Below are 25,901 nucleotides of genomic sequence, written 5' to 3'. Positions count from 1 at the left end.
AAATGTGACTGCACCCTGTCTTATTCGGGCACTGGAGAGGCGTTCCGCGAGGCGCCAAATGCGCGCAGACCTCTTGCTATGATCGTTATCGCGCGCCTGTGATCGACGAGTCATTCGAATCGACATCCCTGTTTCCCGCAGGACAGGCTCAACCTAGGCCCGAAATCTCTTGCTCAGATGTTGCCATTTGGCAATACGACCCAGTTTCTTCTTTTAATTGGATCGCTCGACCTGGAGGGGAGCATGGGCCGCGTGAGTTTTGTTTTGTTGCAATCAGAGGTTAGGAATTCGCGCCTTTGCCGAGAAGTGGGCGGATGCCTGCCCCGAGCGGTGTGCCCCTGTGCCCCGCCGGCGCCGATACTGAATTTGCGGACATTTAGTCAGGTAGTGTGGTAGGGTGTTTGTCTCATGCGCTGCCAGTCTCATCCCACGGGTTTGAAGGCTTATGCTCCGCGAAGTTGAAAATCGGCACCCGGATGCTGCCTTCATATTCGGCGATCCTCTGTCGGGAACGATTGATCTCGAAACACTCCTGGCGGCAGCGCGACGGCAGTTGAGGTTCGTCCTTACATGCGCGCTCGCGGGCCTTGTGCTGGGGCTGGCGTACCTTGCGGCCGAGGTGCCCCTGTACGAGTCGACGGCCAGGATCCTGATCGACAAGAACCAGCCATCCGTCGTGACGAAGTTGACAGAGAGCGGAAGCTCCACACAGCTTGACCCGATGATGCTGAGCCAGGTCGAATTGTTGCGTTCCGACCGGATCGGGCTAAAGGTCGTTGACAGCCTCGGTCTCGCTACCGATCGCGCTTTCTTGTCAGCGCCGTATTCGTTGCTCAACAGTTTCACAGGATTGGTCGCTTGGGTGCGGTCATCCATTGGCAGTTCCGAAGAGAGAGGAGCGCCAGTGAAACCGAGCGCTGCGCGAGGGCCTGATCGATGGCAGGCATTTGGCACTCTGGCTGAAAATTTAACGGTAGCTCGCGTAGGCGATTCTTACATTCTGCAAATCCAATTTCAGTCGCCTAGCGCTGAAATTGCGCAAAAAATAACCAATAAATATGCTGAAATTTATATCTCTGACCAAGTTGGAGCCAAAGATGAGTCGATCATCCGGGCTCGCAGTGCCCTGGCGGAAGAAGTCGAGACGGTGCGCAAGCGATCGGTCGACGCCGAGCTCGCGGTCCACAGGTTCCGAACAAACACTGTGCTGACCAAGGAAACGCTGGTTACCTTGCGCCAGCTCGAACTTGAAGCGTCTTCCCTCAAGTCGCAATATGAACAGGTCCTGCAGCAGTACCAAGCGAGCCTGCAGAACCTTTCGATGGCGTTGACTGAGGCGCGGATTATCTCGGAAGCGTCATACCCCGGCGGACCGAGTTCTCCGAACAGCATTGTTACGTTGGCGATCTGCGCCGTGCTCGGCGGCATGATTGGCGCCGGTGTGGGCGGAATTCGGGAGTACCGGGAGCGCTTTTTCCGCACGAGGGGTCAAGTGCGCGATGAGCTCGGACTTGACACGCTCGGAATGATCCCGTTGCTGGACGGGAAGCCAATTCGCCGGAACAAGCGTGATCCTGAGGCCGGAGAGCGGTCATTCATTGAGGTGGGGAACACCGCTTTTAACTGGGTAGAGCAGCATCCGCGTTCGGAATTCGCTGAAGCGATGCGAACGGTGAAAGTCGCTGTTGATGTCGAGATACCAAGGAAGAGCACCAAGGCGATCGGCATCGTTTCCTGCCTCCCGGGAGAAGGGAAGTCGCTGGTCGCGGCCAATTTTGCGATGGTTCTTGCCATGCAGCGCTGTAGGACGCTGCTGATCGATGCCGACATCCACAATCCGGGCTTGTCCCCTATGTTAGCCAACGGCTGGGAACGGGGCCTGGCCAACTTGTTGGCTGGAGACTTCAACGCGAGAGATATGCTGGCCCATCAATCATTGCCATTGAGGTTCCTGCCCGGCGTGAACCAGAGCCAACAAAAGCTCGCAAAGACCGTCCAGCCTATCGAGAAAATGGGCGACTTTCTGATCAAGGCGGGTTCCACGTTCAATTACGTCGTCGTTGATCTGCCCCCGTTGGCTCCAGTCGCGGACGTGAGGTCCTTCGTCCAGCACCTCGACGGCCTTGTTCTGGTTGTTGAATGGGGCGTGACCGCTCGTACATTCGTGCGCGAATGCCTCAACAACAATCCGATCCTTGCGGATAAATGTATCGGCGTTCTGCTCAACAAGGTCGATATCAAAAGAATCAAGCTGTATCAAAAGTTCGGCAGTGCCGAATTTTACAGTGAACGTTATGGTCAGTATTACCAGTCTTAGTTGTGGAGTAAGCATTGTTTTAAGCCGAGAATGACGAATTGTCTGTCAGGGCCTATCCGCGCGAGACGCAGGAAATGGTGTTCGACGCGTATGACCGTTCGCCTTCTAGGCGGAGTCTGCGCGCATCATCTACGACAACAAGAACACGGCGGTGGAGACGGTGTTCGTCGGCCTGTGCGCTGGCATCGGGCTGGGAGAAGGGCCAGGTCGAGATGCGGAGCCGTCAGAATTCACGATCGGCCCGGTTATCTTGGTCGCCAATCCTTTGCCGGTCCTTACATCCGTCGCCCAACACCGCCTCAGCGCGGACGCGCAAAGCGGCCTGAGAATAGGCCTGCAGCATATTCTGTCGTGCCTGTATTCCGATCTTCTTGCGGAGCGTTTCATCGCCCGCGAACACCAGGGCTTGCGTCACCGCCATCTCCGCTGAGGGAACAGTAAGCTTCAGCATATTCTCTCCATCCTTGCCGTAATCGCGGACACCGCCGACGTCGGTCGCGATCACCGGAAGGCCGGCAAGCATCGCCTCGGCGACGACGATGCAGAACCCTTCCGTATCGGACAGGTTGACGAACATGTCACGATCACAGGCTAGCTCGAACCAGCGCGCGACATAGCCATGGAAATGCACGCGATCTCCGATGCCGAGCTCGTCCGCCTTGCGCGTAAGCGCCTGCCGTTCAGGCCCGTCGCCGTAAAGATCCAGGCTTGCAGAAACGCTGCGGTCTTGGAGCATTCGGATGGCCTCGATCAGGCGGTCAAAGTTCTTCAGCGGGATAAGCCGTCCGGCAGCAGCAAGGCGCAAGGGTGTGTGAAGGGCGTAATCGCGCTTGTAGCTGGAAGCCTCATCGGAGCAAAACAGAGGCACGATATGCGACCGGCGCCTGCGCGGCAGGAAGTATGCTTGCGTCTCCTGCAGCGTACTTTCGCAATCAGCCCAGATTTCGTCGACGCGCCAGGACAGCGCCTTGAGCACAGGGCCATAAACGCCTGCAGCGCGCCGGGAGCGGTAGCGGTAGCGGGCGGTGTGTTCGAATGAAACGCAGTGCAGCCGAGGAGCGAACATCGCAGCAAGCCGTCCCAGGAGATTGGCCTGTTTGAGCGACAACGCAACCATGTCCGGCCGCCACTCCCAGATGAGGCGTAATACTACAAAGAACGAGCCCACGAAGTTGCGCAACGAAGTCTCTTCACTCTGCGAAGTCAGGATAAAATTGTGCTCTCCGATCTGTGCGGCAATTTCATCGGCAAGAGCCCCCCCGCGACCACGGCAACAGGCGAGAATCTTCAGCTGGTGGCCGCTGAAAAATCCTGCTCGCAACAAGGTGAGCAGCCCGTGCTCGGCGCCACCGGGATCGAATCCGTAGATGAAGTAAAGAATTCGCATGTGATAGTGAAGCGCTCCGATAATATTGCACCTCGTATCTACTATCGCAAATAACTGGCCGATCTTGTGCGGACTTCTCCGCCGCTTGCGGTGAGGGGCCGGTGGTGCGGCCTGGGAGGTCTCTCGGTTCCTGCCGCCTTAAGAGATCTCGCAACCGCCTGAAAGACCGGTAGACCACAAGATGGCCGGTTTCTGACCTTTCAGGCGCGATCGTATGGCTTTGTTTATCTCCACTGCCTGCCAATGAGCATCGGATGCGCGACGCAGGCCGAAAACAATCAACTCGAAGGGCTGCGTTGCCGTCCAGCTCCATGTTTCTGCCTGACCGGGGATAGGTGTCCTTCTCTCCTGCCGCTACACGCCACTACTTCAACGATAGACCTGCGGGAACGACGCTAGCTCTTCTGTCCGTCACGCCGATCCCGTCCAACTCTTCCGCCTGGGCGACTTTTGTACCGAGCTTTACCTGGGATAAGTGAGGCATATCGGACAGACACGCTGTGACCGAGGGCACAGTGAACTCGATATTTTCATGACAGGTTGGAGCAGCTGATATCCTCCTCGATGCGTAACTGCTCAATCCATTGAATGGGTTGCGACAAGGGGCTGAATTGGGTGAGCGCAAATGTCGAATAGATCGGCGCGGTGGCAGGCAGGCAGCTGCGCCGCGCCCGCGTGCATATTTCTGTGGTTCGCATGCGCGAATCTGTCGAATGGCCCTGCCCTAGCTGAGGAGCACAATGTCGACAAGTACCGTCTGCAGACTGGCGACGTGATCGGCTTCGCTGTCATAGGCTATCCCGAGATGCAAAAGCGAGCTGTTATCGATCAGAGCGGTATAATTGTGTTGCCGGTCTTGGGCCCCCTAAACGTTCTCCAGAAGACAATAGAGGATGTACGCAAGGAGGTAATCGAGGTTCTAAAACCGAAGTCCCTTCCGCAACGATCCGCCGACGGCACTGAGAATTGGACTAATTTCTACCCAGATCAGATTATAATTGATATTGAGGAATACCGACCCGTCTTTATTGACGGGGACATTGCTTCTCCTGGGACTCAGGCCTTCAGACCAGGAATGACTGTCCGACAAGCTGTGGCGGCTGGCGGCGGCTATAAGCTCGGTCGTGGTGAGCTTGAAAACCCTGACCTGACAGTGGCGGACCTTGGCGGCCGCCTCGACGTTCTGCGCATCAAGTATCAGGAAAGCGAAATCAAAGCTGCTCGCATAAAAGCACAGCTGAGCGGCGCCAGGGCGATTGAGGTTCCGGACGCAGAACGTGACCCGAGCCTAAAACCTCGTCGCGACGAAGCTTTGCAGCAGGAGCAGAAGCATCTTGAAGCTCTCTATGGCGATCAGGAGAAGGAGCGCGCTTCGATCAAGTTGGCCACAACCAAGGCGGCGGAACGGATGGGCTACCTGAAGGAGCAGCAGAAGACAGACCAGGCGGGTGCGGCAGCGGATGCGGCGGAACTTGTTCGCCTCAAGAAGCTCTTCGAAAAAGGTCTGATCCAGATCACCAGGGTCAACGATGCTCAACGCGCAGTGCTATTGTCCGCGACCCGCGCTTTGCAAACCAACGCTGAGATCTCTCGACTTGAACGCGACCAAGGCGATTTGCAGCGAAGCCTTGAGAAGCTTGCCGACCAAAGTCGAATTGACCTGCTGGCTAACTTGCAGACGGAAAGCGCGGCGATGACGCAAATGCGCGCTGAGATGGCTTCGTTGGCCAAACAAATCGCCTATGTGAGGCAGCTGCGCAGTGACCTTGTGGCCGAAGGGAGCCGGCGGGTTACGATAGGTGTAACCCGTTCCAATGAAGGGCAGGCAGAGACGACCGGGGCGACTGAAGATACCCTGCTCGCTCCGGGTGACACCATCACAATTACGCTGCAGGCCCCGCCAGGAGCGGCGGTCGCGAACTAGCTAGCTAAATATTGTATTAGAGGCGGCGCGCAGCGGTGTTCTATCGAGATGTGATCCGGGCCAAAAGAGTGGCCGCTCAGGGTGGGGGCAAAGACGTGATTGCCGCATGCCTGGTACGCCGCGTTAGATCGTCAGCAGGCAGCGCCAGGGTTCTATACCGAACCCCTCGCCGGTCTCGAATTGACGCGCAACGGGCGACCACGGGTTCGCGAGGCGCGCTACGGCGTTCGGACGAAGCCTGCAAGCTGCTGCCCTCGTGTCTTGGCGCCGGGCCTAAGGAGACGAGTCCGGCTTCCTTCCAGACGCGGCCGGCGCCAGAGCCCTTGAAGTGGACGACGGCCCAGGACTTGGTTCCGCCTTTCTTACGCGGAGATAGAACGCACCGCGTCGCTCTATCGCCCGGTTTCAACTCCTTGGCACGAATAGTAGTTTCAGCTAATATGTGCAGTAAACGACCCATCCCAGCAACTCTGTGCCTAGCGTTGCGGCGGATAGCAGCAGACGAAGAACGCTGAAAAACAAAGACATTCAGCGGTTTTTTGCGGACGCCTGCACACCAGCGGAGAAGGGTTTAGATGACACTCTGTCCGTCAAGTCATTTCTGGCCAATCTGGGGACGATCGCAGTGCTCTTCGTTCTGGCGTGACTAGGGATGGCGGAGTTGCCGAGCAATTCACAACACTCTGCCCACGCGCTCGTGGCGGTTATCATCCCTGCCTACAACGCGGAAGCATTCATCGAGCGTACCTTGGCGTCCGTGCTTGCCCAAACGCATAGGAATATCGAAGTAATAGTCGTTGACGATGGTTCGACCGATGGAACAGCATCGATCGTTCGACGACTGGCTGATGGCGACGGGCGCATCAAGTTGCTCCAACAGAAGAATGGTGGCGTCGCGTCGGCGCGCAATGCGGGGATGCGGGCTAGCAAAGGCACCTTTATAGCGCCCGTAGACGCCGATGACCTCTGGCACCCGACCAAGCTCGAAAAGCAACTGCGTGTTTTCGCTGCGGCTGGCAATGACCTAGGGCTTGTCTATACACTTTACCGGACGATTGATGCCGATGATATCGTGATCATGACGCCGAAGCGGACGCACCCGAATGGATGGGTGTTCATGCAGCATCTCGGACAAAATTTCATCGGCAACGGCAGTTCGGCGATGTTTCGGCGCGATGTTCTCTTCGAAATGGGTGGCTACTCCTCGCGACTGCGCGAGAGCGGTGCAGAGGGTTGCGAGGACTTCTTCATCCAACAAAGCATTGCCTCGAAATACCGCTTCGGCGCCGTTGAGGAGCATCTTGTCGGATATCGCCGAACGCCAGGGAATATGTCGGCAGATTTCGTTCGAATGCTCATCTCGCGTCGGTTGGTGCTCGAAAGCGTACTTGCCCGCTGTACAGAGGCGGTGAAGCCGGACTTGCTGGATGCGATGTTCCGTACCGATGTCGAGATTGCCAAGCTTGGGTTAATGACGCGCCGATTTGCTGCGGTCGCCAGGCACTGCACCAAGATGCTCTGGCGGTCACCTGTGCAGTTCGCGAAACTCGTTGCAGCATTCGCGGCCATTTTCCTGCGCAGGGTGAAGCGAGCGCTTCCGCAACCGGAAAGCCAGGACCGCAGCTCGGAGATCGGACGAAATTTTTGGAACTACTCTATTCATGAGTTTGCGGATTCCGACGAGCATGCCAACCACCGCGTGGGGCTCAGCAATCTTGCTGTAATGGACGAGAAACTTGGACCAAGCGGAGCCTATTTGACGCGGCCTCCTGAACAAGGGACGCTTGCAATGCCCAACGAGCACACGAATTCCGACAGCCTACTACGTCCCCTCGAGACATGAGATGAAGAAGCTGTTGCTGGCTGGAGGAGCAGGATTCATCGGGTCGCACCTGGTCGACCGGCTGCTCAAAAGAAACGATTTGGACATGCTGGTTGTGGTCGACAGCCTATGGACCGGCAGGGCAGAAAACGTCGATCATATCCGAGATCAACGCCTGGTGCTGGTCCGCTGCGAGGTGGAGCATTTCAAATCCGATTTCCAATTCGACGAGATCTTTCATCTTGCGTCGCCCGCGTCGCCGCCAGTCTATATGCGGGAGCCCGAGCGTACCGTTTCAGCAAATCTGATTGGCGCTATGCGGCTCTTGAAGCTGCTCAAAAAGGGTGGGCGAATCTGCTTTGCGTCGTCCTCGGAGGTTTATGGAAATCCGTTGGTCAACCCGCTGCCCGAGACGTATCGGGGGTCAGTGGACTGTACGGGCCCGCGCTCTTCCTACGACGAAGGCAAGCGCTGCACCGAGGCGCTCCTCTTCGAGAGCAACCGTGTCCGTGGCGTCGATGTGCGGGTTGCCAGGATCTTTAACGTCTACGGTCCGCGCACTCGAGCCGATGATGGGCGTGCTGTTTCCAACTTTATCGCCAATGCGTTGTCCGGCAAGCCGATCGTCGTTCATGGTGATGGTCTCCAAACCCGCAGCTGGGGTTATGTCGACGATATTGTCGATGGGCTCGAACGGCTGTTCTGGCTGGAGAACTTCAATCATGTGGGAGCAGTCAACGTAGGAAACGACCGCGAAATTTCGGTGCTTGAGATCGCGCAGTATGTTGCTGGCCTCATTCCCGGAACGACAATTGTTCATGATGAGCCGGCGCCGCAGGATCCGACCAACCGGCGTCCTGACCTGACCCTGTGCCGAAGAATCCTGCCGGGGTGGTCGTGCAAAGTGCCCTATGAAGAGGGTCTCGTGCGCACCTTGCGCTGGTTTGAGGGCAATGGTGGAATTGCAGACATGAGGGCAACCCATGCGGTCCAGAGCCGGCAATGATCGGCATGATCTGAAATAGGCGGTCGGCACGTACTGCGGAGCGGAAGGTGAATGAATCAACGGTTCGCGTGACCGTCCTTATTGTCACTTACAATCACGCACGCTACGTGGCGGCCGCAATCGACAGCGCTCTCATGCAAGAGGCCGATTTCGGTGTCGAGATATTGATCAGTGAAGACTTTTCGACCGACGGTACCCGGGAGATTGTCGAGCGATATGTTTCCAACCATCCTGAAAGGCTGTCGGCGATCTATTCCGGCAGCAATGTGAGATCGAACGAAGTCGTCGCGAGGGGACTCCGGGTGGCGCGTGGGCGCTACGTCTCGATCCTCGATGGCGACGACCTGTGGACATCCAGGACCAAGCTGAAAGATCAGGCGGCCCATCTCGACGCGCACCCGGAACTCTCCGCAATATTCTATAATGCAGTCGTGGCGGATGGCGATGAGGTCACATCGACGCGGTGGACGCCGGCGGACCAGAAACCCATCGTGATGCAAAGGGATATCTGGGAAGGCAATCCTTTCGCAACTTGCGCCGGCATGATGCGAACCGCGTGCGTTCGAAACGTGCCGTCGTGGTATGCTGATTTCTTTCCGATTACTGACTGGCCGCTGTATGTGCTTTGCGCGAAGACAGCAGATCTCGCTTTCGTCGACGAGGTAGCAGGTGTCTACCGTCTGCATCCGGGCGGACTCGTATCGGCACTGCCAAACCGGCGCAAGCTGGATGCGATCGAAGGATTCTACCGGCGCATGGCGCAGGTCATGGACACTCAGGGGGCAAATTCTGCGCGTGGCGGCTGCTCCCGCTACTTCTATGAATGGTCAATGCGGTATCTGGTAGAAGGCGATTTGCCATCGGCCAGATCGTGTTTCCTGCGGAGCCTTCGCTGTGGTGGTATCGCGCGTGACGTGCCCAAACGCGACATTGCCAGGTTGGGGCTGCACCTTGTGAAGTCCTCGGTGCTGAGATGACGGCGGTCCGCGACTTCCAGTATCGCGATCCGATCTCGCCGTTGCCACGGGAGGCTGCTCGCCCGAAATGGTCGGTGATGATCCCCGCCTATAACTGCGCCCGCTTTCTTGCCGCAACGCTGGAAAGCGTGCTGGCGCAGGACCCCGGCCCGGCTCAGATGCAAATCGAGGTGGTTGACGACTGTTCGTCCGATGATCCGCAAAAAGTCTTGAATAAAATCGGTGGGAACCGCGTTGGCTTTTTCCATCAGCCGCAGAATCTAGGGCATATCGGCAACTTCCATACCTGCCTGGATCGTGCCCAGGGCGAACTCGTACATCTCCTGCACGGCGACGACGCTGTCCGCCCCGGCTTCTACGAATCGCTCGGACGAGGCTTCGATGCGGACCCGAGTACGGGCGCGGCATTCTGTCGGGCGATCTTCATGGATGCCCACGGACAGGAGCTGTCGACCCCGCCTGCAATGCAGTCAAGCCCCGGACGACTCGAGAATGCGGCGGTTCGACTGGCGCTGGAACAGCAAATCATGACGCCATCAATCGTGGTGCGGCGCGCGGTCTACGAAGAACTCGGCGCGTTCGACCGGCGGCTGAAATGCAGTGAAGACTGGGAGATGTGGGTCCGTATCGCTTCTCAGTTTCCTGTCTGGTACGAACCGCAGGCCCTTGCACTTTATCGGATGCACACCCAGTCGAACACAGGGCGCCATATCCGAAGTGCCGAGGACATGGCCTACACGCGAATGGCGATCGATATTTTCAAGAGCTATCTTCCAACCGAGCTTGCGGACGATGTCGCCGCGTCGGCCCGGCGGACCTATGCACTAAGCGCTCTCGAAACTGCGCGGCGACAGCTCGGCGCCGGTGATTGGGCTGGATGCCTGGCGCAGATGAGCGAAGCGTTCCGCTTCGATCCCTCACTCACGACAATTGGGCGTATGCTGCAGCTCGTTGCAAGACAGGGAGGCAGGATTGTCCATCCTGGCTGAAACCGAGCAGCAGCCTGCAGGTCACCGGGAAGATGAACCGGTCCGGCTCGTTCTGGCCGGATGTGGCGCCGTCACAAAGCTCTACTATGCGGAAGCGCTTTCACGCCTGCAAAGCAGAGGCCAAGTTGCAGTCGCGGGGATATTCGACCCAGAAGCGAAGCAGGCCGCACTCGTTCAGGCACTGCTGCCCTCAGCCAAGGTTGCGGCCAGTTTCGAGAGCCTTTTGGCTATGGACGCCGGTATCGCGATCATTGCTTCGCCACCTCGATATCACGCTGATCAGTCCATACAGGCGTTGGAAGCCGGCATGCATGTTCTGTGCGAAAAGCCGATGGCCACGAACTGCTCCGAGGCAGATCGTACCCTGGCGGCAGCGGCAGCCAACAATCTTCTTGTGGCAACAGGGCTCGTCAGAAGGCAGTTCCCTGCGACGCGTTCGATAAAGGCCATGCTGGAGGGCGGATTGATCGGACGGCTGCGAAGCGTCAGTTGTTTTGAGGGCGGCTTCTTCCAGTGGCCGGTGGCTTCAATGAGCTATTTTAGCTTCTCGGAGTCCGGGGGTGGCGTGCTTCAGGATATCGGCACGCATTGCCTTGACCTCTTGACCTGGTGGTTTGGAGAACCCGACGAAATCCACTACGCCGATGACGCAATGGGCGGCGTCGAGGCGAACTGCCTTGTCCGGCTGCGTTTTGGCGGCTTCGACGCGACGGTCAGGTTGAGCCGGGATTGGGCTCGCCCGAATCTGTACCGCCTTGAGGGCGAACGCGGCTCGATTTCCTGGACAGTCAATGAGACCGAGACTGTGGAGGTCGCCTTGAATGGAAGTCGCACGACAGGCTTCGCTTCATTCACCAATGCCGACGGCCGGTCGCGCGATTTTGTCGATGCATTTTGCGATCAGATTTCGGGCTTGGTGGATGCGGTCCGGAATGGGGCCCCCCTTTCCGTGCCGGCCAGCGCTGGGCGCAATGTGCTCGATCTGGTCGAAGGATGCTATGCCAGACGGAAACTGATGGACATGCCCTGGCTCGGTCCGGAAGAATTGCTCCATATCACCGCTTGCGCCGGGATCAGACAATGACCGGCACAGTTGCAGTGCTTGGCGCCAACGGCTTCATAGGTTGCCGCACAGTGGAGTTGCTGCAACTTTCCGGCTGGGCGAATGTCAGGCCGATCGTTCGCAGGCCGGATACTTTGGCCAGTCTGTCTCGCTTTGCGATTGACGCAATGGTGGCGGATGCGCGTGATCTTCAGGCTCTTACCGCGGCCTTTGCAGGCTGTCAGTACGTCGTACATGCAGTTGCCGGTGATGCCCGCACGATCGTCGATGCTATCGAGCCCGTCTATCGTGCAGCCGCCGCTGCCGGCGTGCTTCGTCTGATCTATCTCAGCAGCGCTTCCGTTCATGGCCAATCGCCCCCGCCCGGGACGGACGAAACGAGCGCGCTGCATGACGATCAAACGATCGAGTACAACAATGCGAAGGTTCATGCCGAACGCCGACTTGGGCAGCTGTCACGCGATGGCGCGGTGCAGGTAGTGGTGCTGCGGCCTGGAATTGTCTTTGGCCCACGCTCCCGTTGGACGGGTGGTTTTGCCGACGAGCTCATTGACGGTTCAGCCTACTTGGTGGATGGCGGTCGTGGTATCTGCAACAGCGCCTATGTCGACAACGTCATTCACGCGATCAAGCTTGCCATCGAAGTGCCCGAGGCGTCTGGGCGAACCTATCTGATCGGAGACCTGGAAGAGATCAGTTGGGCAGATCTTTGCCGACCGATCGCCGAGGCACTGGGGTTCGACCTGGCCACGATTTCGATTTCAGCGCCCTTGTCATTTGCTCCGAGCTGGAAACAAAGGCTGAAGGAAAGCGAAGGATATCGGTGGCTTGCCCGAAGCCTGCCAAGGCCTGTTCGCAGCGGACTGAAGGCAGGCCATGCCGAGTGGCGCAAGGCAGGACGCAATGCGACCGGTGCGACTATGGCCCCAACGGTCATGGTATCGGAAGAGCGCGCACTTTTGCACCAGTGTCAGACGAAACTTCCATGGCGCAAGGCCGAGCATGAACTGGGATACCAACCGGCTGTCAGCTTCGAGGAAGCATGTCGGCGATCGGTAGGCTGGTTGACTTTTGCGGGCTACCCGACCTGCGGAAACGGAGCGGGTGAGAGATGACCACCCGCCCCGCTGCATCCAGCGTTTCAGTTGTCATCACGACCTACAATCACGCGCGGTTCCTTGCCGAAGCGATCGACAGTGTCCGCAACCAGACCGTAAAGCCGGATGAGATCATCATTGTGGACGATGGGTCGTCGGACAATCCCGAAAGTGTTGTTCGTCGATATGACGACGTCCACTACATCCGCCAAATAAACCAAGGTTTGGCCGCTGCGCGCAACACCGGGATGACGGTAGCGCGCGGCGAATTCATTGCCTTCCTGGATGCCGACGACAGGCTGCGCCCGGTGGCGCTCGCCACCAATCTTGCCTTGTTTCACGACAATCCCGATTGCGCGTTGGTCTACGGCGCCTACCGCGACATCGACGAGGTCGGTGCAGTCAGGAATACTGTGCCACTGAGGTCGGCGGGCGAGGACCCGTATGCGGGGTTCCTGACAGGCAACCTGATTGGAATGCATGCGACAGTGCTTTATCGCCGCAGGACATTGGAAGCCGCCGGCGGATTTGACCGGTCACTGCGGGCTTGCGAGGACTACGACGTCTACCTTCGCCTATCACGGGCGAACAAGGTAGCCTGCACTCCGGAATGCCTCGCAGATTACCGTCGGCACGCAAGCAATATGTCGAAGTGCAATCCGATGATGTTGCGCGCGGCGCTGAAGGTCCTTCGCCGGCAGCGGAACGTCGCGCAGACCAATCCTGATTGGGCGGCCGCCTACCGTCAGGGTGTCGAAAAATGGAAGCTTTATTATACGGACATGCAACTGGCACAGCTTGGTACAGCGCTGCGATCCCGTTCTTCGCTCGCCGGTCAATTCAGCAGCACGATCGCCGTTGCGCTTGCAGCGCCGTTGCAGACCGCCGTGATGCTCCGGCATCGCATCAGGCGCCGTTCAAGTCGGCACCGATCGAGCGCCCGGTTCGGCGACCTCGAGCGTACCGTACCCTTCAGCACGGAGTTCGGGTTTGATCGCGGCAAGCCAGTGGACCGCCGCTATGTCGAGACTTTCCTCGCGTCCTGTTCGCTGAACATATCCGGAAGGGTCCTGGAGGTTGGCGACAACGCCTATACGATGCGTTTCGGAGGCAGTCGGGTTACCACAAGCGATGTTCTGAACCGCTATGACGGCCACCCGTTGACAACCTACGTGGGTGACCTGGCGAACAGCGAGGATCTGCCCTCCGAGACCTTCGATTGTATCGTGCTCACCCAGACCCTGCACCTCGTTTTCGATCTACCCGCTGCGGTCGCCACCCTGTGGCGGATCCTGAAGCCGGGAGGCGTGCTTCTGATTACAGTGCCTTGGGTGAGCCCGATTGACAGGGGAGAATGGGGTGGGAGCTGGTACTGGTCGCTTACTCCGGCTGCCCTGAGGCGACTTCTGTCGGACAGGTTCGGGGCGAAGAACGTCGAAGTCAGTCACTATGGAAGCGCGTATTCTGCTACCGGATTCCTCTACGGCCTGGCAGAACATGAGCTGAATTCGGCATTACTTGATGTGAATGACCCCAACTGTCCGGTAATAGTCGCGGCGCGGGCTTTCAGGCGATGAGCGGCGCCGTGACTGCGCGTCAAACTGTCAGCAAACTGCTGCAGCGGGGGCGCCTGCTTGCCGGCTTCAATCGACCTATCGTGCTGATGTATCACCGCGTCGGAGCACCGCTCGTCGATCCTTGGGAACTCGCGGTTTCGCCGCAAAATTTCGTACGCCAGATAGAAGTCTTGACGAAAGCGCGTGACATTGTTCCCCTGCAATGGCTGGCGCAACGGCTTCGCGAGGGACGACCACCGAGAAATGCGGTGGCAATCACGTTTGACGACGGCTACGCGGATGTCCTCCAAAACGGCGTGCCGATCCTGCGGCGTATGAACTGTCCTGCGACTGTCTTCGTCACCACCCATGCGAGCACCGATCCGTCAGTGTTCTGGTGGGATATTCTATCCCGCATCATTTTGGAAATGCCAGCTCTCCCGAATGCTCTGGAGATCGAGATCGCTGGCCGAAGCTATGACTGGCGCGTGAGGGAGGACGCAATGCAGGCGGACTCCAATAACGCGATCAACCGCACGAAGCTCCATTTCGACTTGCACGCACTGCTGAAGCCGTTGAGAGCACACGAACGCGAGAAGGCGCTGGAGCGGCTGGCAAGATGGGCAGGAACCGACGCTAGTCCCCGAGGGCGCGATCGCGCCATGACGCATTCGGAGCTGCGGCAGCTCGCCGACTTCGATGGCGTTGCGATCGGCGCCCACACCTGTACGCACCCATCCTTGCCGCTACTGAAACGGGACGATCTTAAGCGCGAGATTTCGGGCAGCCGCCAAAAATGCGAGGAGATTACAGGACGGCGGGTGGTGGGATTCGCATACCCGTTTGGAGATTTCGATGGCAGCACCGCCAACGCCGTAAGGTCTGCCGGCATGGACTATGCAGTAACCACCCTGCCGCGTGAAGCTGGGCCTCGCGTCGACCCATTCCGATTGCCGCGCGTTACGGTCGCCAATTGGGATGAGGCTGACTTTCGGCGCATGGTGCTATGCCATGGCTGACAATTCAGGCGGACAGCCGCGTGTCACGGCAATTATAGTCGTGTTCAACGGTGAGAGGTATCTCCGGGAAGCAGTTGATAGCATTGTAGGTCAGAGCTTCGTCGACTGGGAACTCCTCGTTGTCGACGATGGCTCGACTGACCAGTCGTCCGCCATCATACGCGGCTATGAGCAGCGCCTGCCGGGCAAGGTTCGGCTATTGTCTCATCACGACAACCGCAATCATGGTATCAGTGCCTCGCGCAACCGTGGGCTGGCGGAGGCGCGCGGCGACTATGTCGCATTTCTCGACGCAGACGATACATGGCTGCCCGAAAAGCTTTCCGAACAAGTCTCCATCATGGAAGGCGATCCGGCGCTGGGCATGATCTATGGCCGGACTCTGATCTGGTATAGCTGGGACGAGGCTGCTGATCGTGCGGACTTCCACTACCCGCTCGGCGTCGAACCAGACGCCCGTTATGAGCCACCCGTGCTGCTGGACCTGCTGCTGCAGAATGAGGTCCAGACACCGACAACTTGCAATGCCCTGATGCGTTCAAGCTTGTTTGCAACGCTTGGGGGATTCGAGAACAGCTTTCGCCTGATGTTCGAGGATCAGACATTCTTTGCCAGGGCGCTCGCATTCGCGCCCGTCTACGTATCCGGCCGCATCTGGGCAAAATACCGCCAGCACGCTGAAAGCTGCTCTGTTGCCTCCGCCAGGGCCGGCGCTGACGAGGCCGCGCGTATCGCGTTTCTCAAGTGGCTGAATGGCGTGATGGCGGATCAGGGCGCCTCTTTCCGCATTCGTTCCGCAATCTGGAAAGTGCTCGCGCGCGAAACCTGGAAAGCGAACAAGCGAAGTATCAAGAGACGGCTTCAACGATGACTTCCCTGCCGCGGGTGACGATCATAACCCCCTTCCTCAATGCGGAGGCAACTCTGGGCGAAGCGATCGCCAGCGTCCGAGCCCAGACGGTTACGGATTGGGAGCTCTTGCTGGTCGACGATGGCTCGACGGATGACAGTGTCAAGATCGCCAATGATGTTGCGGCAACCGATCCCCGAGTTAAGGTGCTGCGCAGGTCTCCCGGATCCAAGCGTGGCGCCGCGGCAGCGAGAAACGCCGGAATAGAGGCCAGCAGCGGCGATTTGCTTGCCTTCCTGGATGCAGACGATCTGTACGAACCGCATATGCTCGAGACGGTTCTGGCGGCAGCCGATGCCAACCCGGAAGCAGCAATGATCTTCGGGCCGACGAGATGGTGGTATCCAGACGGTGAGAGCCCCGACTGGATCGAGCCGACGGACGGGCTTGCCGGCCGTTTGCATCAACCTCCGCGGCTTCTAAGTCGGCTTCTGCTGATGCAGGATGGTCACGTTCCATGCACCTGTTCCGTGCTGGTGCGCCGGAGTGCCATCGAACTTGTCGTCGGCTTCGAGGAACGCTTCCGGCTCTACGAGGACCAGGCGCTGTGGGTTAAGCTGTTTTTGCGCTACCCGGCCTATGTCACACCAATCTGTCTTTCGCGTTATCGGCAGCACTCCGGCTCGGTGTCGGCGGATGCGGCCAAGCGTGGCCTTTATGATCGCATGGGCTCGCATCCGGCCCGCGCACCCTTTCTCGACTGGCTCACCGAATACGTTGTCAAAAGCGGGATAAAGGATCCGAAGCTCGATCGCGCAATTCGCCTCGCGCGATCGCCTTACACCAGCGAGCCGACCGTTCGAAACAAGGCCGATCGGCTGTCATTGAAAGCCGCAATGCAGCTCGCACGGCTTCGTCATCGCTTTGCGCGAAGACTTGCTCGCCTTTACAGGTTGATGACCGGGAGAGTCAGCGGATCGTGACCACCAATTGGCGAGTGCGTCAGCGATACGCCCCGGCTCGTTCATCCTCGACGAAGCATGGTGAAAGCTCCCCGGACAACCTTGCGTCTCCACGACTTGGCCGCAGGCGGCGTCTCCACATCGTTCCGTTCGGCTGTCAAATCGCCGACGGGCTGAAGGCCCGCCCTGAACGCTTCCATTCGCTCGGGCAATTGACGGGCGCGGAACGAGGCCTCGACCTCGTCACCGGTCAAGCTGTCCAACAGCCGTTCGCGGGTTTGAAGCAGGAGTTTCTCGGCGTCCGACGCGCACTCTCCTGCCAACCGCCTTGCCTCGGGACTCAAGGCGAAATCCAGCGCCTGCGCTAGTTGCCGCTCGTCGATCTGGTCCAGCGTGAGCACGTTCGGCCAGCCAACCCGGGTGCATTGCTTGGCGATCTTGCCGCTGCCCGGCACCGTATCGATTGCAAGCGCCGGCACGCCGTTCTTCAGGGCAAGGACGAGGCCGTGCAGGCGCGTCGTAATGAGGACGTCGACTCGCGCGATCAGCGCTTCGACTTCTCCGGGGGTGCGCAGACCTCCCTCATTGACGTCGAGCCGCGTGTCGATGCCAACGACGGCGAGCTCGCGGGCTTCGATCAGTTTCGCGATCGCCGCGTTGGTGCGCGCGACTTCCGCGCCCGGATGCACCTCGACGAGGCAGACGCCGACGACCGGAGGAAGATCCTGCCGCGCCGCGAAGACCATATCCGGATTGGATACGGCTGAACTGTCACGCTCGATCAGCAGATCGAACGGGTTCCATTCGTCCAACGGGATGTCCATCGACAAGTTCAGCCCGATGAGCCGGCATCGCGCGAAATGCCCGAGGAATTCCGCTTCAAATTCGCCGCGGCCAAACGGACCGCAAACGAAGATCACGTGGGAATAGTCGCCAGGATGGAGCAGTCGCCAGTTTAAGCCGCCGGCAAAGGGCGGATCGGTCGCCAGATCGTAGGCAATGGATCTTTCGTCGAGCCATCGGCAAAGAACGTCGCGTGACAACAGGTCGCCGGCCGTGGCGTGCCCGCGCGCGAAACTGAACCAGCCGGCCACCAGTATCTTCATCGATATCCTAGCCTACGTTCCCCTGGTCCAGCGGTGAGGCATCGTCATGCTGCCGTACCCTGGCTCTGCATTGACCAGCCGTCCGCCCAGGACGCCCGGCTGCACATCGAAGGTCGCCGCACCCTCGACGTGATCCTCGAGCGCACCCTCCCGCGATGTCAGCGCGGCATTGATGCGATAGCGGCCGGGACGCAGCAGCAAGGGCTGGAACTCGCAAACAAAACTGTCGCCGACGAGCTCGCTGTCAGAATGCTCGGCAGAGTCGAATGAGGTCACGGCATCACCGAACTCATCGTAGATTGTGAAAGAACAATCGACCAGCGACTGGTCGCCAGCGGCACGAAAACGAAAACGAGTGCGCTGGCCGGAGGTCGGGACGCTCGTATCGCCTTCGATCTCGATCGCCATCAAGCGAACCCGCCCGCGACCGGAGCGGACCGCGCGAGTGGCGAGATCCTCCGCGGCCTGGTCCGTGATCGTCCGAAGGTAAGTTTCGATCACTTTTGCAGTGGGGCCGTCTGCCTTGATCGTGCCGTCGCCGATAAGGATCGCCCGGTTGCAGAGTTTCTGGACCACGGGCAACTGGTGGCTGACAAAGATGACCGTGCGGCCAGTCTGCGCGATCTGCCCCACCTTGCCGATGCACTTCTTCTGGAATGCCGCATCGCCGACCGCCAACACCTCGTCTACGACAAGGATGTCGGGCTCGACATGCGCCGCCACGGCAAAGGCGAGCCGCAAGTACATACCGCTTGAGTAACGCTTGACGGGCGTGTCGAGAAACGGCTCGACGCCGGAGAAATCGACGATCTCATCGAGCTTGGATCTGATCTCGGCGCGCCGCATGCCGAGTATCGCTCCGTTGAGATAGATGTTCTCGCGGCCGGTGAGCTCCGCATGGAACCCCGTGCCGACCTCCAGCAAAGCTCCCAGCCGTCCGCGTATCCTCGCGCGACCGGAAGTCGGCTCCACAATCTGCGCCAGTATCTTGAGAATGGTGCTCTTTCCCGCGCCGTTGGGTCCGATCACGGCAAGGACTTCGCCTGTGCGCACCTCGAAGGAGACGTCCCTCAGGGCCCAGAATTGATCGTCTCCACTGTTGCGCCGACCCAAATCTGGCTCCCCGTGAATTATTCGCCTTGCGCCGCTGGCCAGCGCGTCCCGCAAGGTAGGGAAGCTGTTGTTCGCCACCCCCAGTCTGTAGGCCTTGGAGAGATTGGTGGCTTGAATGGCTGTGTCGGTCATTGCTCAGATCAGGTCCGGAAACGCGCGTTCGGACTTTGAGAAAATAGCCAGTCCGGCAACGAGAAGGGCCAGTGAGGAGAGGGTCGATATCGAGATCATAACCCAATCGGCGGGCGTGCCCAGTACGCTCCAGCGCACGGCTTCGACTACCCCGACCATAGGGTTCAGGCTGTAGAGCGGCCGCCAGAAGGGGGGCACGAGATTGCCCGGATAGACAACCGGGGTCATGAACAGAACTATCTGGAGGCTGAACGGCACGAGATATCCCACATCGCGAAAGCGGACATTGATCGCAGATAGCGCCACTCCCAGCCCAGTCGCCGACGCTGCCATGACGAGCACGAACAGTGGCAGGAAGAGCACCTGCGGTGCCGGCCAGCTTCCGAATGCCAGCAGCGCGGCGAATAAAAGAGCGAAGCCGACGATCATATCGGTCAGGCACGCGGCTATAGCGGACACGGGAATGATCAGACGCGGAAAATAGACGCGCTTCACCAGTTCCTGGTTGCTGACAAGACTGCCCGTCATGCTGCCAACCGCTCGCGAAAAAAAATTCCATGGCACGAGCCCACACAGGACAAACAGCGGGTATGGCGCGCCGTTTGATGAGATGCCTACGAGTCGGCCAAAGAAGACGCTGAAGACCGACATGGCAACGAGCGGCTGCAACATTGCCCAAAGCACGCCTAGATAAGTCTGGCGGTATTTGACCTTGAAATCGCGCCAGGCCAAGAAGAATACAACTTCCCGATATCGCCAAAGCTCGGGAAGGTCGATCAGCCGCCGCTTGCGGGACGGATCGATCACCGTCTCAACAGTTGCAGGTAGCGTGTCTGTCCGAACCGACACTATGATGGCGTCGCCCCTTCCTTGACGGCCCATTGAGGCCTACTTTTCCGCGCAGTGCAATCAGGACTTTCTCCGTAGTCTATCCTCCGGAACGCTCGAACGCCTGGACTATTGGTTTCAGCCTCCGTCAGCGGTAGCCGTCGAACTTCACCTCATGAATCCAGTCGCCACCCTGTGGTGGTTTTCCACCAGGGTCGGCATCAACGGCTCAATGAACTCCAGCCGGCTGGTGCCGGCGCCTGCCCGCCTGCGCATGGATCCGAGTGTAGGCCGCTGGCTTATATTAGCCAGAGCGAACATAGCAATTTTCTGCAAATTTTAAGGAGCAGCCGACATGGCAGACGACAAAAGCAAACGCGACTTCCGGGACCGCAAGCAGATCTCTGCGGATGACGAGTATGAGGTGAAATTTTTCGCGCTGCAAAACAACATCACACCAGAACAGGTGCGCGAGCTGATCCGCCAGCACGGCAACAATAGGGCGACCCTAACCAAGGCCGCGCAGGCTTTGCCGGGAACATGACCAACTCTCGGATCTTGGGCCGCCGATCGGCGGCACGCGTCATGGTGAGCCCTTGAAGCATGAGAGCGACATTTCCACTGCTGCCCGGTTCGTGGCCAGGCCGTCGGCTGGCGCGACCTGCGGAGGCGAGCAGCCGGGACACACGCCGCCGCTGGAAATCGACGCATCACAACCAAACGCAAATCGAAACGAGGCATTGGCATTGGCGACGACATGTCGATAATCGCCGCCGTGTTGCAGCGCATGGATGACGACCGCGTCAGCGTGGCGGTCCCTTCATATGACTTCCCGCACTTGGTAGCAGACCGCATGGCCAAGAAGGGTCAGAACATTGAGCTGATAGGAAGTCACGCGCATCGATGATGCCGCTGGCAAAGTGACCTTGAACCTTGGGCCGACTTGTGACGGTCGATCTGGCTAAGGTGCGCTTGGCAACTGGATTTGAATGGCCGCACCGCTGAGCGGCACTTGGTGATATGCCGGACTGAATCCGACGGGCTTACCCGCCCAGGCTCAAGCGTTCGACGGTCAACTCCGCATCACGTCTATACGCGACGGCGGCTCGTCTGTTAGCTTGCTCAGGCGGCGGACCTGATTGCCCGCCTGGCCGGCGCCCTTTACCCCAAAGCCCCCCGCCCAACGGGGCGCCGGCCATCTTCTACGAGCGAACAGCGCTTCGGTTTCGGCGTGGAACAGATGGGCGTATCGCTACTTTGCAGGCGGCGCATCTGGCCTCGCGCAATCGGACAATGACCATTGTTCACAGGGTGACGGCTGATCCTAGCGCCGCCATAACGCTCGACGAGTTTTGCGAATCCGTAGGCGAAGGCGAAAAAGATGCGCCAGGACAACCACTATTCGGACGGCCATGGGGGAATGTAGCAGGATCCCGTTTAGGATGCTGCAATCCCCACTACCTACTGCTGAAATCGTCAACGTGCCTGTGCGGCGGCAATGCTTGCGTTTTCTTGAGAGCACCACGGCGCTTGCGGATGGATGAAATGAGATCGTCGACACGATCTGCCGGATCGTCTGAGGGCTTGCTCTTGCTGCCACGCGATCCAGCCTCCTGCGGGAGAAAGCCGAACCGGGCTTGTCGGCGGTTCCCAGCTGGCACAACGGTCCCCGCAGCGGCCCGACAGTCTGTTGGGGTAGAACTGCGTGAACGCCGGGCCTAACCGGCTAGGGTGGCAAAGCCGGCTAAGCGTCAATACTAATATTAGCAACTCCTTAAGAAAGCCGCGGCGCAGTTTTCCCCCTGTTTTAGGGCTATGTCGCTCTCCCCTTGCCTCGCAGTTGTTCGTCAGCACTGCCAACGTCGTAACCAACCATGGTGCCAGAAAGCGACCGACGAAGGTGGCAGAGGCGGCACAGGTGTTCAGTTTTCCTCTTCAATGCGGGGAAGGAGGCGACCATTCTCTATGGCGGCAATCCTGAAGCACCTCCTGGCCTCCTGCGGAGTCGCGTTGCCGGTCAGGGCGGCGGTGCAAACGCGTGCCGCTCGGTTCCAGTGCGGGCCACGCTCGGTCCATGTCAGGAGTTCCTTGGACGCAGCCTGGACGTTGCTGATCAGAAGTCGGTGACCGGCATTGGTCTTCACAGGGACCTTGGGGCTGAACGAGAGGGTAGACATTAGTAAAGTCTAATGGAGCAGCGGAATGTTGGGTAGAAATTTCTGAGCGGAGCTAGCGTAGTCTGCTCGCTGACAGGCCGTCGCTTCTCGCCACAGCGGCCGCATTATCTATCCTTTTGGCGTCGCCGCGCCCCGCAGCAACACCGCCGTCGAGGAATTTGCGTAGGATCGGTATTGCGGTTTCGACGGTCGTGACCCGCCTCCATCATTTCAACGAAGCAGGCTGGCGTGGCGGGCACGCTCGCGGATCTCTTCGCGAGAAATGCCAGCATCCGCCAATGTGCTGTCCGGGACCTGCCTCAAGCTCGCAATCGTCTGGCGATAGGCAAGCCAGCGGGCAAGACGGTGTCGAAGTTCATACAACATGATCGTCTCCTTTGGCGCGCGGAACGCCCGCGCGCCTGGGTTGGTCGAAAGCGCAAAGCATCTGCGCGAAGCACATGCCGATCGAAAGTATAGCGCTGGCTTCTTGGCCAGCTTTGGCGCTTCTCCGTGAGCGACCTTGCCGCTCTGACGGCCGGCCAGCCACTGCTCAGTCGGGCGCTCGCTGCGGATGCCGATGTCGGCGGCACGGCGGCCGATGTCGACCCGGTCGGTGGTGGTGACGAATTCCACCCTTATGTGCCGTCATCGACCGTCCAGATCTCGCCGATATAGGCTGAAACGAAGGCCGAGGTCCATGGACCGGCCGAGACGCGGACAATGCGGTCGGGCAGGCTTCCTTTCACCGTGAAGGCGAAGCCGCAACGGCGGCACGCTTTGCGTAGTCCGACCCCTTACGGGTTGATGGCATCAGGCCCTCGGGTGGACCAAGGAATTGCGCTCATGAACGCGGTGTCGGATCACACGTTCGGTTCCAGGAGTCGCTGAGATATGAAGCACGAGCTCGCCTGCTCTCATGCATCGCAGTCGCATCACGAAATGCCATGGCCGATATCTGCGTCTCGGACGGATGCAATTGTCGACGAGCATGCTGGCGTCTGGCCACGGCGCCTCTATGCGACACCGAACTTCATGACCGGGATCCCCAGCCTGCGGGCCTTGTCCGCAAGGTTGTCCCGAATGCCGGTGTCAGGGAAATGGATGACGCCGATTGGCAGCGTGTCGAGCATGGCGTCATTGCGTTTGGAGGGAGCTGCCTTGGCGTGCCTGGTCCAGTCAGGCTTGAACGCGATTTGCGGGACCTTGCGATTGTGAGCCCATTTGGCCACGATCAACTCCGCACCCCTGGGCGATCCGCCGTGAAGCAGAAGAAGTCGATGGTACCGTTGGCTGGGATTGCTTGCGGCCCTACGTAATTGTTTCTATTCGCTTTTTCCTGGCTGTAGCCACCGATTTGTATCACATTAGGTATCACAATACGTAGCACATTCACTGCTGCTTCGTGGGCACAACCAGAGGTACGCGGTCGAAGCCGCCGCTATATAGTGACATCCTCATACAATGTCGACTCTACGCACCATCCTGCTTCTTTCCGCCCAAAATGAAATTGGTAGGCCCGGAGGACATATTCAAATCTTTGATTTAATTGTGTTTTTCGTGGGCAAAAATCAGAAGTCTTCCCGCATGGTTCCGTATGGCCCCGCGCACCGAAAACTGTCAAAACGACCCAGCTAGATGTTTGATCCCAGCTTTGATGGGGCGTTCTTTTCGAGACGGGCGTGGCGTTCCGCCTCTGTGTGGAACACCAGAGTAGGCTTTTCACGAAGAGAGTTCATTACACAGCCCCACATAACGCCGTCGCCTATAGAACGCTACCACTCTGAATTGCGTTCCCTTTTGATGGAAGCGGGCTTTCTCAGCGACGAATGACTACAGCCTCCGACGGGCTAAAGGCCGGCAGAACTTCTCGGTATCGATACCGATGAAAATGCTCAAGGCGTGGATTGCCACCGGCCATTTCACTATTGAAACCCGGCCGGACAGCAAACGAATGCTCAAAAAGTACATCGCCGCCGTTCTGCCGCACCCTGAAAACTAGTGGTGCGGCAAGTGCGGCAAACTACCCACGCATATTCTGCCGCACTACCACCCCGCCCCTTTAGGGGTGAGGTGGTGCGGCAAGGTAGCAGGGAAGAAAAATGGTGGTGCGGCAAATCAGGTGCGGCTAGCGACCAAGGCTCCGCCCAAGAAAAAGCTAGGCGACTTTGAGTTCCTTGATCGCCTTATCGAAGGCGGACTTGATCGGCTTGGATACGTCCTCGACGGCTTTGGTCGTGACGGCCTGGAGTTCCTTGGCCTGCTCGACGGCCGATTCCACCTGCTTGCGGACGAAGGCGGTCTGCAGTTCAACGAATTCGGAAGGCGACTTAACGGCAACTAGGGCTTCAAAGTGCGAGAAGGCGGCTTCAGTATTGGCGCGCAGAACGGCAATTGTCTTCAGCGACAGATCACTGCCAACGGCTTTGGCGGTTTCGAAGCTCGACTCGAGAGCCTTCTGGGCGTCTTCAGAACCCGCCTTGAATTTGGCAAGAACTTCTTTTGACTGTTCTACGCCCTTTTCAGCGGCAGCGCGGAACTCGGCCGTAGCCTTGGACGGATCGAAGGCCGGTAAGGCGGTGCCTTCAATGGTATCAGGGGTTTTTTCCGTGGTGGACATAGTTTCCATCCTTCAGTGGACACCCCCAAAAACGCCTCGTTCATTTATGAAACTGGCACAACCCAATAGCAACATTTTTGTGCGTTGCACCATGAATTTCTTCCCCTACGGTAACAAGCGCTGAAGGCAGGGCGGCGCCTACAATCGCTGGCGGAAACGGAACCTGGCGCACCCGCATGCCAACGGTGATAAACCGCTCGTAGCCTGTCTTAGAATAAATCAAATCCATGCCTGTTTCGGTGAAATAAAGGCACTCGTACAGGCCCATGGTAGAGGACCGCGATTGAAGTAGCGAACATCGCGCCAACGGCCACCGCCGCGCCTAAAACTGTCAGCACAACCAGACCACCGAGTGCTTTTTCCATCAGTTCCCAAGCCAGATCGGCTACGGCGTTATGACTCGCAACTTGGCTGCCTCATGGTCGAACGAAACGCGGTTCCGCCCACGTTGTTTCGCTGCAAATACGCACCGCCCCGCAGCACGGAGGACATCCTGAGGATCTGCATTATGAGGGATTTCCGCACCGCCGATGCTGACAGTCACCCTCACGCCATTTTGTTGCCCTTTGACCCAAGGCCCCCCTTCGACAAGCCGACGGATGTTCTCCGCTATGGTAATCGCCTGCTCTTTGCGCACGTCGCGTAGCAAGACCCCAAACTCTTCCCCACCAAGGCGGCCAATTGAGTCGCCTGGGCGGGTCGTATAGACGAGCGCCTTCGCGATCCGAACCAGAGCCTCGTCACCCTTGGAATGTCCGTGCTCGTCATTGATCGAGGAGAAGTGATCTGGATCGATCAGGAGAAGCGTGTCGCATTCTCCTTCATCGCGGCTTCTGTCCATCCTTGCGATGAATTCACCGCGGCTAAGGAGCCCCGTCATCTGATCGTGGCTGGTTACGAAGTTGATCCGGTCGTGCGCCTCTTTCAGGGCAGCATGCGACTTCTCCAACTTGTCACATGTTTCCTGGATCGTTTCG

The 25,901-nt window shown here is 58.7% G+C and carries 23 protein-coding genes and 2 pseudogenes; 15 read left to right on the top strand and 10 right to left on the bottom strand.

Going from position 1 to position 25,901, the window contains the following annotated elements; genetic code table 11:
- Positions 1 to 445: 445 nt before the first annotated feature.
- Positions 446 to 2,317 (top strand): Wzz/FepE/Etk N-terminal domain-containing protein, encoded by a 1,872-nt coding sequence (locus tag DH08_RS00345; protein WP_192177368.1) that lies wholly within the window; start codon positions 446 to 448, stop codon positions 2,315 to 2,317.
- 44 nt (positions 2,318 to 2,361) lie between these two features.
- Positions 2,362 to 2,529, top strand: a pseudogene (locus tag DH08_RS37265) (IS21 family transposase); the annotation flags it as partial.
- A gap of 11 nt (positions 2,530 to 2,540) precedes the next feature.
- On the opposite strand, the gene DH08_RS00340 reads toward DH08_RS37265, so the two are convergent.
- Positions 2,541 to 3,704 carry a glycosyltransferase gene (locus DH08_RS00340; protein ID WP_192177367.1) on the bottom strand — a complete coding sequence of 388 codons (1,164 nt, stop codon included), beginning with the start codon at positions 3,702 to 3,704 and terminating at the stop codon, positions 2,541 to 2,543.
- Positions 3,705 to 4,329: 625 nt separating this feature from the next.
- Here DH08_RS00340 and DH08_RS00335 point away from each other — a divergent pair.
- From DH08_RS00335 to DH08_RS00290, 11 genes are all read left to right on the top strand, one after another.
- Positions 4,330 to 5,628 carry a polysaccharide biosynthesis/export family protein gene (locus DH08_RS00335; protein ID WP_246800623.1) on the top strand — a complete coding sequence of 433 codons (1,299 nt, stop codon included), beginning with the start codon at positions 4,330 to 4,332 and terminating at the stop codon, positions 5,626 to 5,628.
- A 652-nt stretch (positions 5,629 to 6,280) separates the two neighbouring features.
- The gene (locus DH08_RS00330) at positions 6,281 to 7,471 is read left to right on the top strand and encodes a glycosyltransferase family 2 protein (RefSeq protein WP_192177365.1); all 1,191 of its coding nucleotides are present in this window, start codon (positions 6,281 to 6,283) and stop codon (positions 7,469 to 7,471) included.
- Between the two features lies 1 nt (position 7,472).
- Positions 7,473 to 8,456 carry an NAD-dependent epimerase/dehydratase family protein gene (locus DH08_RS00325; RefSeq protein ID WP_192177364.1) on the top strand — a complete coding sequence of 328 codons (984 nt, stop codon included), beginning with the start codon at positions 7,473 to 7,475 and terminating at the stop codon, positions 8,454 to 8,456.
- 47 nt (positions 8,457 to 8,503) lie between these two features.
- The gene (locus DH08_RS00320; RefSeq protein ID WP_192177363.1) at positions 8,504 to 9,433 is read left to right on the top strand and encodes a glycosyltransferase; all 930 of its coding nucleotides are present in this window, start codon (positions 8,504 to 8,506) and stop codon (positions 9,431 to 9,433) included.
- Complete coding sequence (locus DH08_RS00315; protein WP_192177362.1) at positions 9,430 to 10,422, top strand: glycosyltransferase family 2 protein; 993 nt, start codon at positions 9,430 to 9,432, stop codon at positions 10,420 to 10,422. Before DH08_RS00320 ends, DH08_RS00315 begins: the two co-directional genes overlap by 4 nt.
- Positions 10,406 to 11,506, top strand: coding sequence for a Gfo/Idh/MocA family protein (locus DH08_RS00310; protein ID WP_192177361.1), 1,101 nt, complete (start codon positions 10,406 to 10,408; stop codon positions 11,504 to 11,506). Before DH08_RS00315 ends, DH08_RS00310 begins: the two co-directional genes overlap by 17 nt.
- On the top strand, positions 11,503 to 12,600 hold the full coding sequence (locus tag DH08_RS00305; protein WP_192177360.1) for an NAD-dependent epimerase/dehydratase family protein: 1,098 nt from the start codon (positions 11,503 to 11,505) through the stop codon (positions 12,598 to 12,600). Before DH08_RS00310 ends, DH08_RS00305 begins: the two co-directional genes overlap by 4 nt.
- Positions 12,597 to 14,159: a glycosyltransferase gene (locus tag DH08_RS00300; RefSeq protein WP_192177359.1), complete on the top strand. Its 1,563-nt coding sequence runs from the start codon at positions 12,597 to 12,599 to the stop codon at positions 14,157 to 14,159. The genes DH08_RS00305 and DH08_RS00300 overlap by 4 nt, the downstream gene beginning before the upstream one ends.
- Positions 14,156 to 15,157, top strand: a complete 1,002-nt coding sequence (locus DH08_RS00295; RefSeq protein ID WP_192177358.1) for a polysaccharide deacetylase family protein — start codon at positions 14,156 to 14,158, stop codon at positions 15,155 to 15,157. The genes DH08_RS00300 and DH08_RS00295 overlap by 4 nt, the downstream gene beginning before the upstream one ends.
- A complete protein-coding gene (locus DH08_RS35930) occupies positions 15,150 to 16,028 on the top strand; it encodes a glycosyltransferase family 2 protein (protein ID WP_246800622.1) in 879 nt (292 codons plus the stop codon). The genes DH08_RS00295 and DH08_RS35930 overlap by 8 nt, the downstream gene beginning before the upstream one ends.
- Positions 16,025 to 16,990, top strand: coding sequence for a glycosyltransferase family 2 protein (locus tag DH08_RS00290; protein WP_246800625.1), 966 nt, complete (start codon positions 16,025 to 16,027; stop codon positions 16,988 to 16,990). The genes DH08_RS35930 and DH08_RS00290 overlap by 4 nt, the downstream gene beginning before the upstream one ends.
- A gap of 41 nt (positions 16,991 to 17,031) precedes the next feature.
- On the opposite strand, the gene DH08_RS00285 is transcribed toward DH08_RS00290, so the two are convergent.
- From DH08_RS00285 to DH08_RS00275, 3 genes are read right to left on the bottom strand one after another with little or no spacing between them, the layout of a single operon-like run.
- The gene (locus tag DH08_RS00285) at positions 17,032 to 18,075 is read right to left on the bottom strand and encodes a polysaccharide pyruvyl transferase family protein (protein ID WP_192177356.1); all 1,044 of its coding nucleotides are present in this window, start codon (positions 18,073 to 18,075) and stop codon (positions 17,032 to 17,034) included.
- Positions 18,076 to 18,087: 12 nt separating this feature from the next.
- Positions 18,088 to 19,320: an ABC transporter ATP-binding protein gene (locus DH08_RS00280; protein ID WP_192177355.1), complete on the bottom strand. Its 1,233-nt coding sequence runs from the start codon at positions 19,318 to 19,320 to the stop codon at positions 18,088 to 18,090.
- A 3-nt stretch (positions 19,321 to 19,323) separates the two neighbouring features.
- Positions 19,324 to 20,202: an ABC transporter permease gene (locus tag DH08_RS00275; RefSeq protein ID WP_192177354.1), complete on the bottom strand. Its 879-nt coding sequence runs from the start codon at positions 20,200 to 20,202 to the stop codon at positions 19,324 to 19,326.
- Positions 20,203 to 20,503: 301 nt separating this feature from the next.
- Between DH08_RS00275 and DH08_RS00270 the strand changes: the two genes are divergently transcribed.
- On the top strand, positions 20,504 to 20,692 hold the full coding sequence (locus tag DH08_RS00270) for a DUF3606 domain-containing protein (protein ID WP_192177353.1): 189 nt from the start codon (positions 20,504 to 20,506) through the stop codon (positions 20,690 to 20,692).
- A gap of 1,378 nt (positions 20,693 to 22,070) precedes the next feature.
- On the opposite strand, the gene DH08_RS00265 is transcribed toward DH08_RS00270, so the two are convergent.
- Both DH08_RS00265 and DH08_RS00260 read right to left on the bottom strand, forming a co-directional pair.
- Positions 22,071 to 22,325, bottom strand: coding sequence for a DUF982 domain-containing protein (locus DH08_RS00265; protein WP_192177352.1), 255 nt, complete (start codon positions 22,323 to 22,325; stop codon positions 22,071 to 22,073).
- A 210-nt stretch (positions 22,326 to 22,535) separates the two neighbouring features.
- Positions 22,536 to 22,691: a YjiS-like domain-containing protein gene (locus tag DH08_RS00260; protein ID WP_192177351.1), complete on the bottom strand. Its 156-nt coding sequence runs from the start codon at positions 22,689 to 22,691 to the stop codon at positions 22,536 to 22,538.
- A 126-nt stretch (positions 22,692 to 22,817) separates the two neighbouring features.
- On the opposite strand from DH08_RS00260, the gene DH08_RS00255 reads away from it, so the two are divergent.
- Positions 22,818 to 22,982 carry a hypothetical protein gene (locus tag DH08_RS00255; protein WP_192177350.1) on the top strand — a complete coding sequence of 55 codons (165 nt, stop codon included), beginning with the start codon at positions 22,818 to 22,820 and terminating at the stop codon, positions 22,980 to 22,982.
- Between the two features lie 338 nt (positions 22,983 to 23,320).
- Here the strand turns inward: DH08_RS00255 and DH08_RS00250 are convergent.
- The 4 genes and pseudogenes from DH08_RS00250 to DH08_RS00235 form a co-directional block, all read right to left on the bottom strand.
- Positions 23,321 to 23,581, bottom strand: a pseudogene (locus DH08_RS00250) (SLOG family protein); the annotation flags it as partial.
- A gap of 881 nt (positions 23,582 to 24,462) precedes the next feature.
- Positions 24,463 to 24,924 (bottom strand): phasin, encoded by a 462-nt coding sequence (locus DH08_RS00245; protein ID WP_192177349.1) that lies wholly within the window; start codon positions 24,922 to 24,924, stop codon positions 24,463 to 24,465.
- A 40-nt stretch (positions 24,925 to 24,964) separates the two neighbouring features.
- Positions 24,965 to 25,153: a hypothetical protein gene (locus tag DH08_RS00240; protein ID WP_192177348.1), complete on the bottom strand. Its 189-nt coding sequence runs from the start codon at positions 25,151 to 25,153 to the stop codon at positions 24,965 to 24,967.
- A 156-nt stretch (positions 25,154 to 25,309) separates the two neighbouring features.
- A partial coding sequence (locus DH08_RS00235; protein WP_192177347.1) for a GGDEF domain-containing protein occupies positions 25,310 to 25,901 on the bottom strand: 592 nt, incomplete at its 5' end.

This window comes from Mesorhizobium amorphae (assembly GCF_014843845.1).
Taxonomy (GTDB): Bacteria; Pseudomonadota; Alphaproteobacteria; order Rhizobiales; family Rhizobiaceae; genus Mesorhizobium; species Mesorhizobium amorphae_A.
This window is presented reverse-complemented; position numbering and strand designations above follow the sequence as displayed.

Excerpts from the sequence above, each read along its gene's own strand:
- DH08_RS00345 (WP_192177368.1), top strand. The coding sequence starts at position 446 with ATGCTCCGCGAAGTTGAAAATCGGCACCCGGATGCTGCCTTCATATTC.
- DH08_RS00340 (WP_192177367.1), bottom strand. The coding sequence starts at position 3,704 with ATGCGAATTCTTTACTTCATCTACGGATTCGATCCCGGTGGCGCCGAG.
- DH08_RS00335 (WP_246800623.1), top strand. The coding sequence starts at position 4,330 with ATGTCGAATAGATCGGCGCGGTGGCAGGCAGGCAGCTGCGCCGCGCCC.
- DH08_RS00330 (WP_192177365.1), top strand. The coding sequence starts at position 6,281 with ATGGCGGAGTTGCCGAGCAATTCACAACACTCTGCCCACGCGCTCGTG.
- DH08_RS00325 (WP_192177364.1), top strand. The coding sequence starts at position 7,473 with ATGAAGAAGCTGTTGCTGGCTGGAGGAGCAGGATTCATCGGGTCGCAC.
- DH08_RS00315 (WP_192177362.1), top strand. The coding sequence starts at position 9,430 with ATGACGGCGGTCCGCGACTTCCAGTATCGCGATCCGATCTCGCCGTTG.
- DH08_RS00305 (WP_192177360.1), top strand. The coding sequence starts at position 11,503 with ATGACCGGCACAGTTGCAGTGCTTGGCGCCAACGGCTTCATAGGTTGC.
- DH08_RS00300 (WP_192177359.1), top strand. The coding sequence starts at position 12,597 with ATGACCACCCGCCCCGCTGCATCCAGCGTTTCAGTTGTCATCACGACC.
- DH08_RS00295 (WP_192177358.1), top strand. The coding sequence starts at position 14,156 with ATGAGCGGCGCCGTGACTGCGCGTCAAACTGTCAGCAAACTGCTGCAG.
- DH08_RS35930 (WP_246800622.1), top strand. The coding sequence starts at position 15,150 with ATGGCTGACAATTCAGGCGGACAGCCGCGTGTCACGGCAATTATAGTC.
- DH08_RS00290 (WP_246800625.1), top strand. The coding sequence starts at position 16,025 with ATGACTTCCCTGCCGCGGGTGACGATCATAACCCCCTTCCTCAATGCG.
- DH08_RS00285 (WP_192177356.1), bottom strand. The coding sequence starts at position 18,075 with ATGAAGATACTGGTGGCCGGCTGGTTCAGTTTCGCGCGCGGGCACGCC.
- DH08_RS00280 (WP_192177355.1), bottom strand. The coding sequence starts at position 19,320 with ATGACCGACACAGCCATTCAAGCCACCAATCTCTCCAAGGCCTACAGA.
- DH08_RS00275 (WP_192177354.1), bottom strand. The coding sequence starts at position 20,202 with ATGGGCCGTCAAGGAAGGGGCGACGCCATCATAGTGTCGGTTCGGACA.
- DH08_RS00270 (WP_192177353.1), top strand. The coding sequence starts at position 20,504 with ATGGCAGACGACAAAAGCAAACGCGACTTCCGGGACCGCAAGCAGATC.
- DH08_RS00265 (WP_192177352.1), bottom strand. The coding sequence starts at position 22,325 with ATGTCTACCCTCTCGTTCAGCCCCAAGGTCCCTGTGAAGACCAATGCC.
- DH08_RS00260 (WP_192177351.1), bottom strand. The coding sequence starts at position 22,691 with ATGTTGTATGAACTTCGACACCGTCTTGCCCGCTGGCTTGCCTATCGC.
- DH08_RS00245 (WP_192177349.1), bottom strand. The coding sequence starts at position 24,924 with ATGTCCACCACGGAAAAAACCCCTGATACCATTGAAGGCACCGCCTTA.
- DH08_RS00240 (WP_192177348.1), bottom strand. The coding sequence starts at position 25,153 with ATGGATTTGATTTATTCTAAGACAGGCTACGAGCGGTTTATCACCGTT.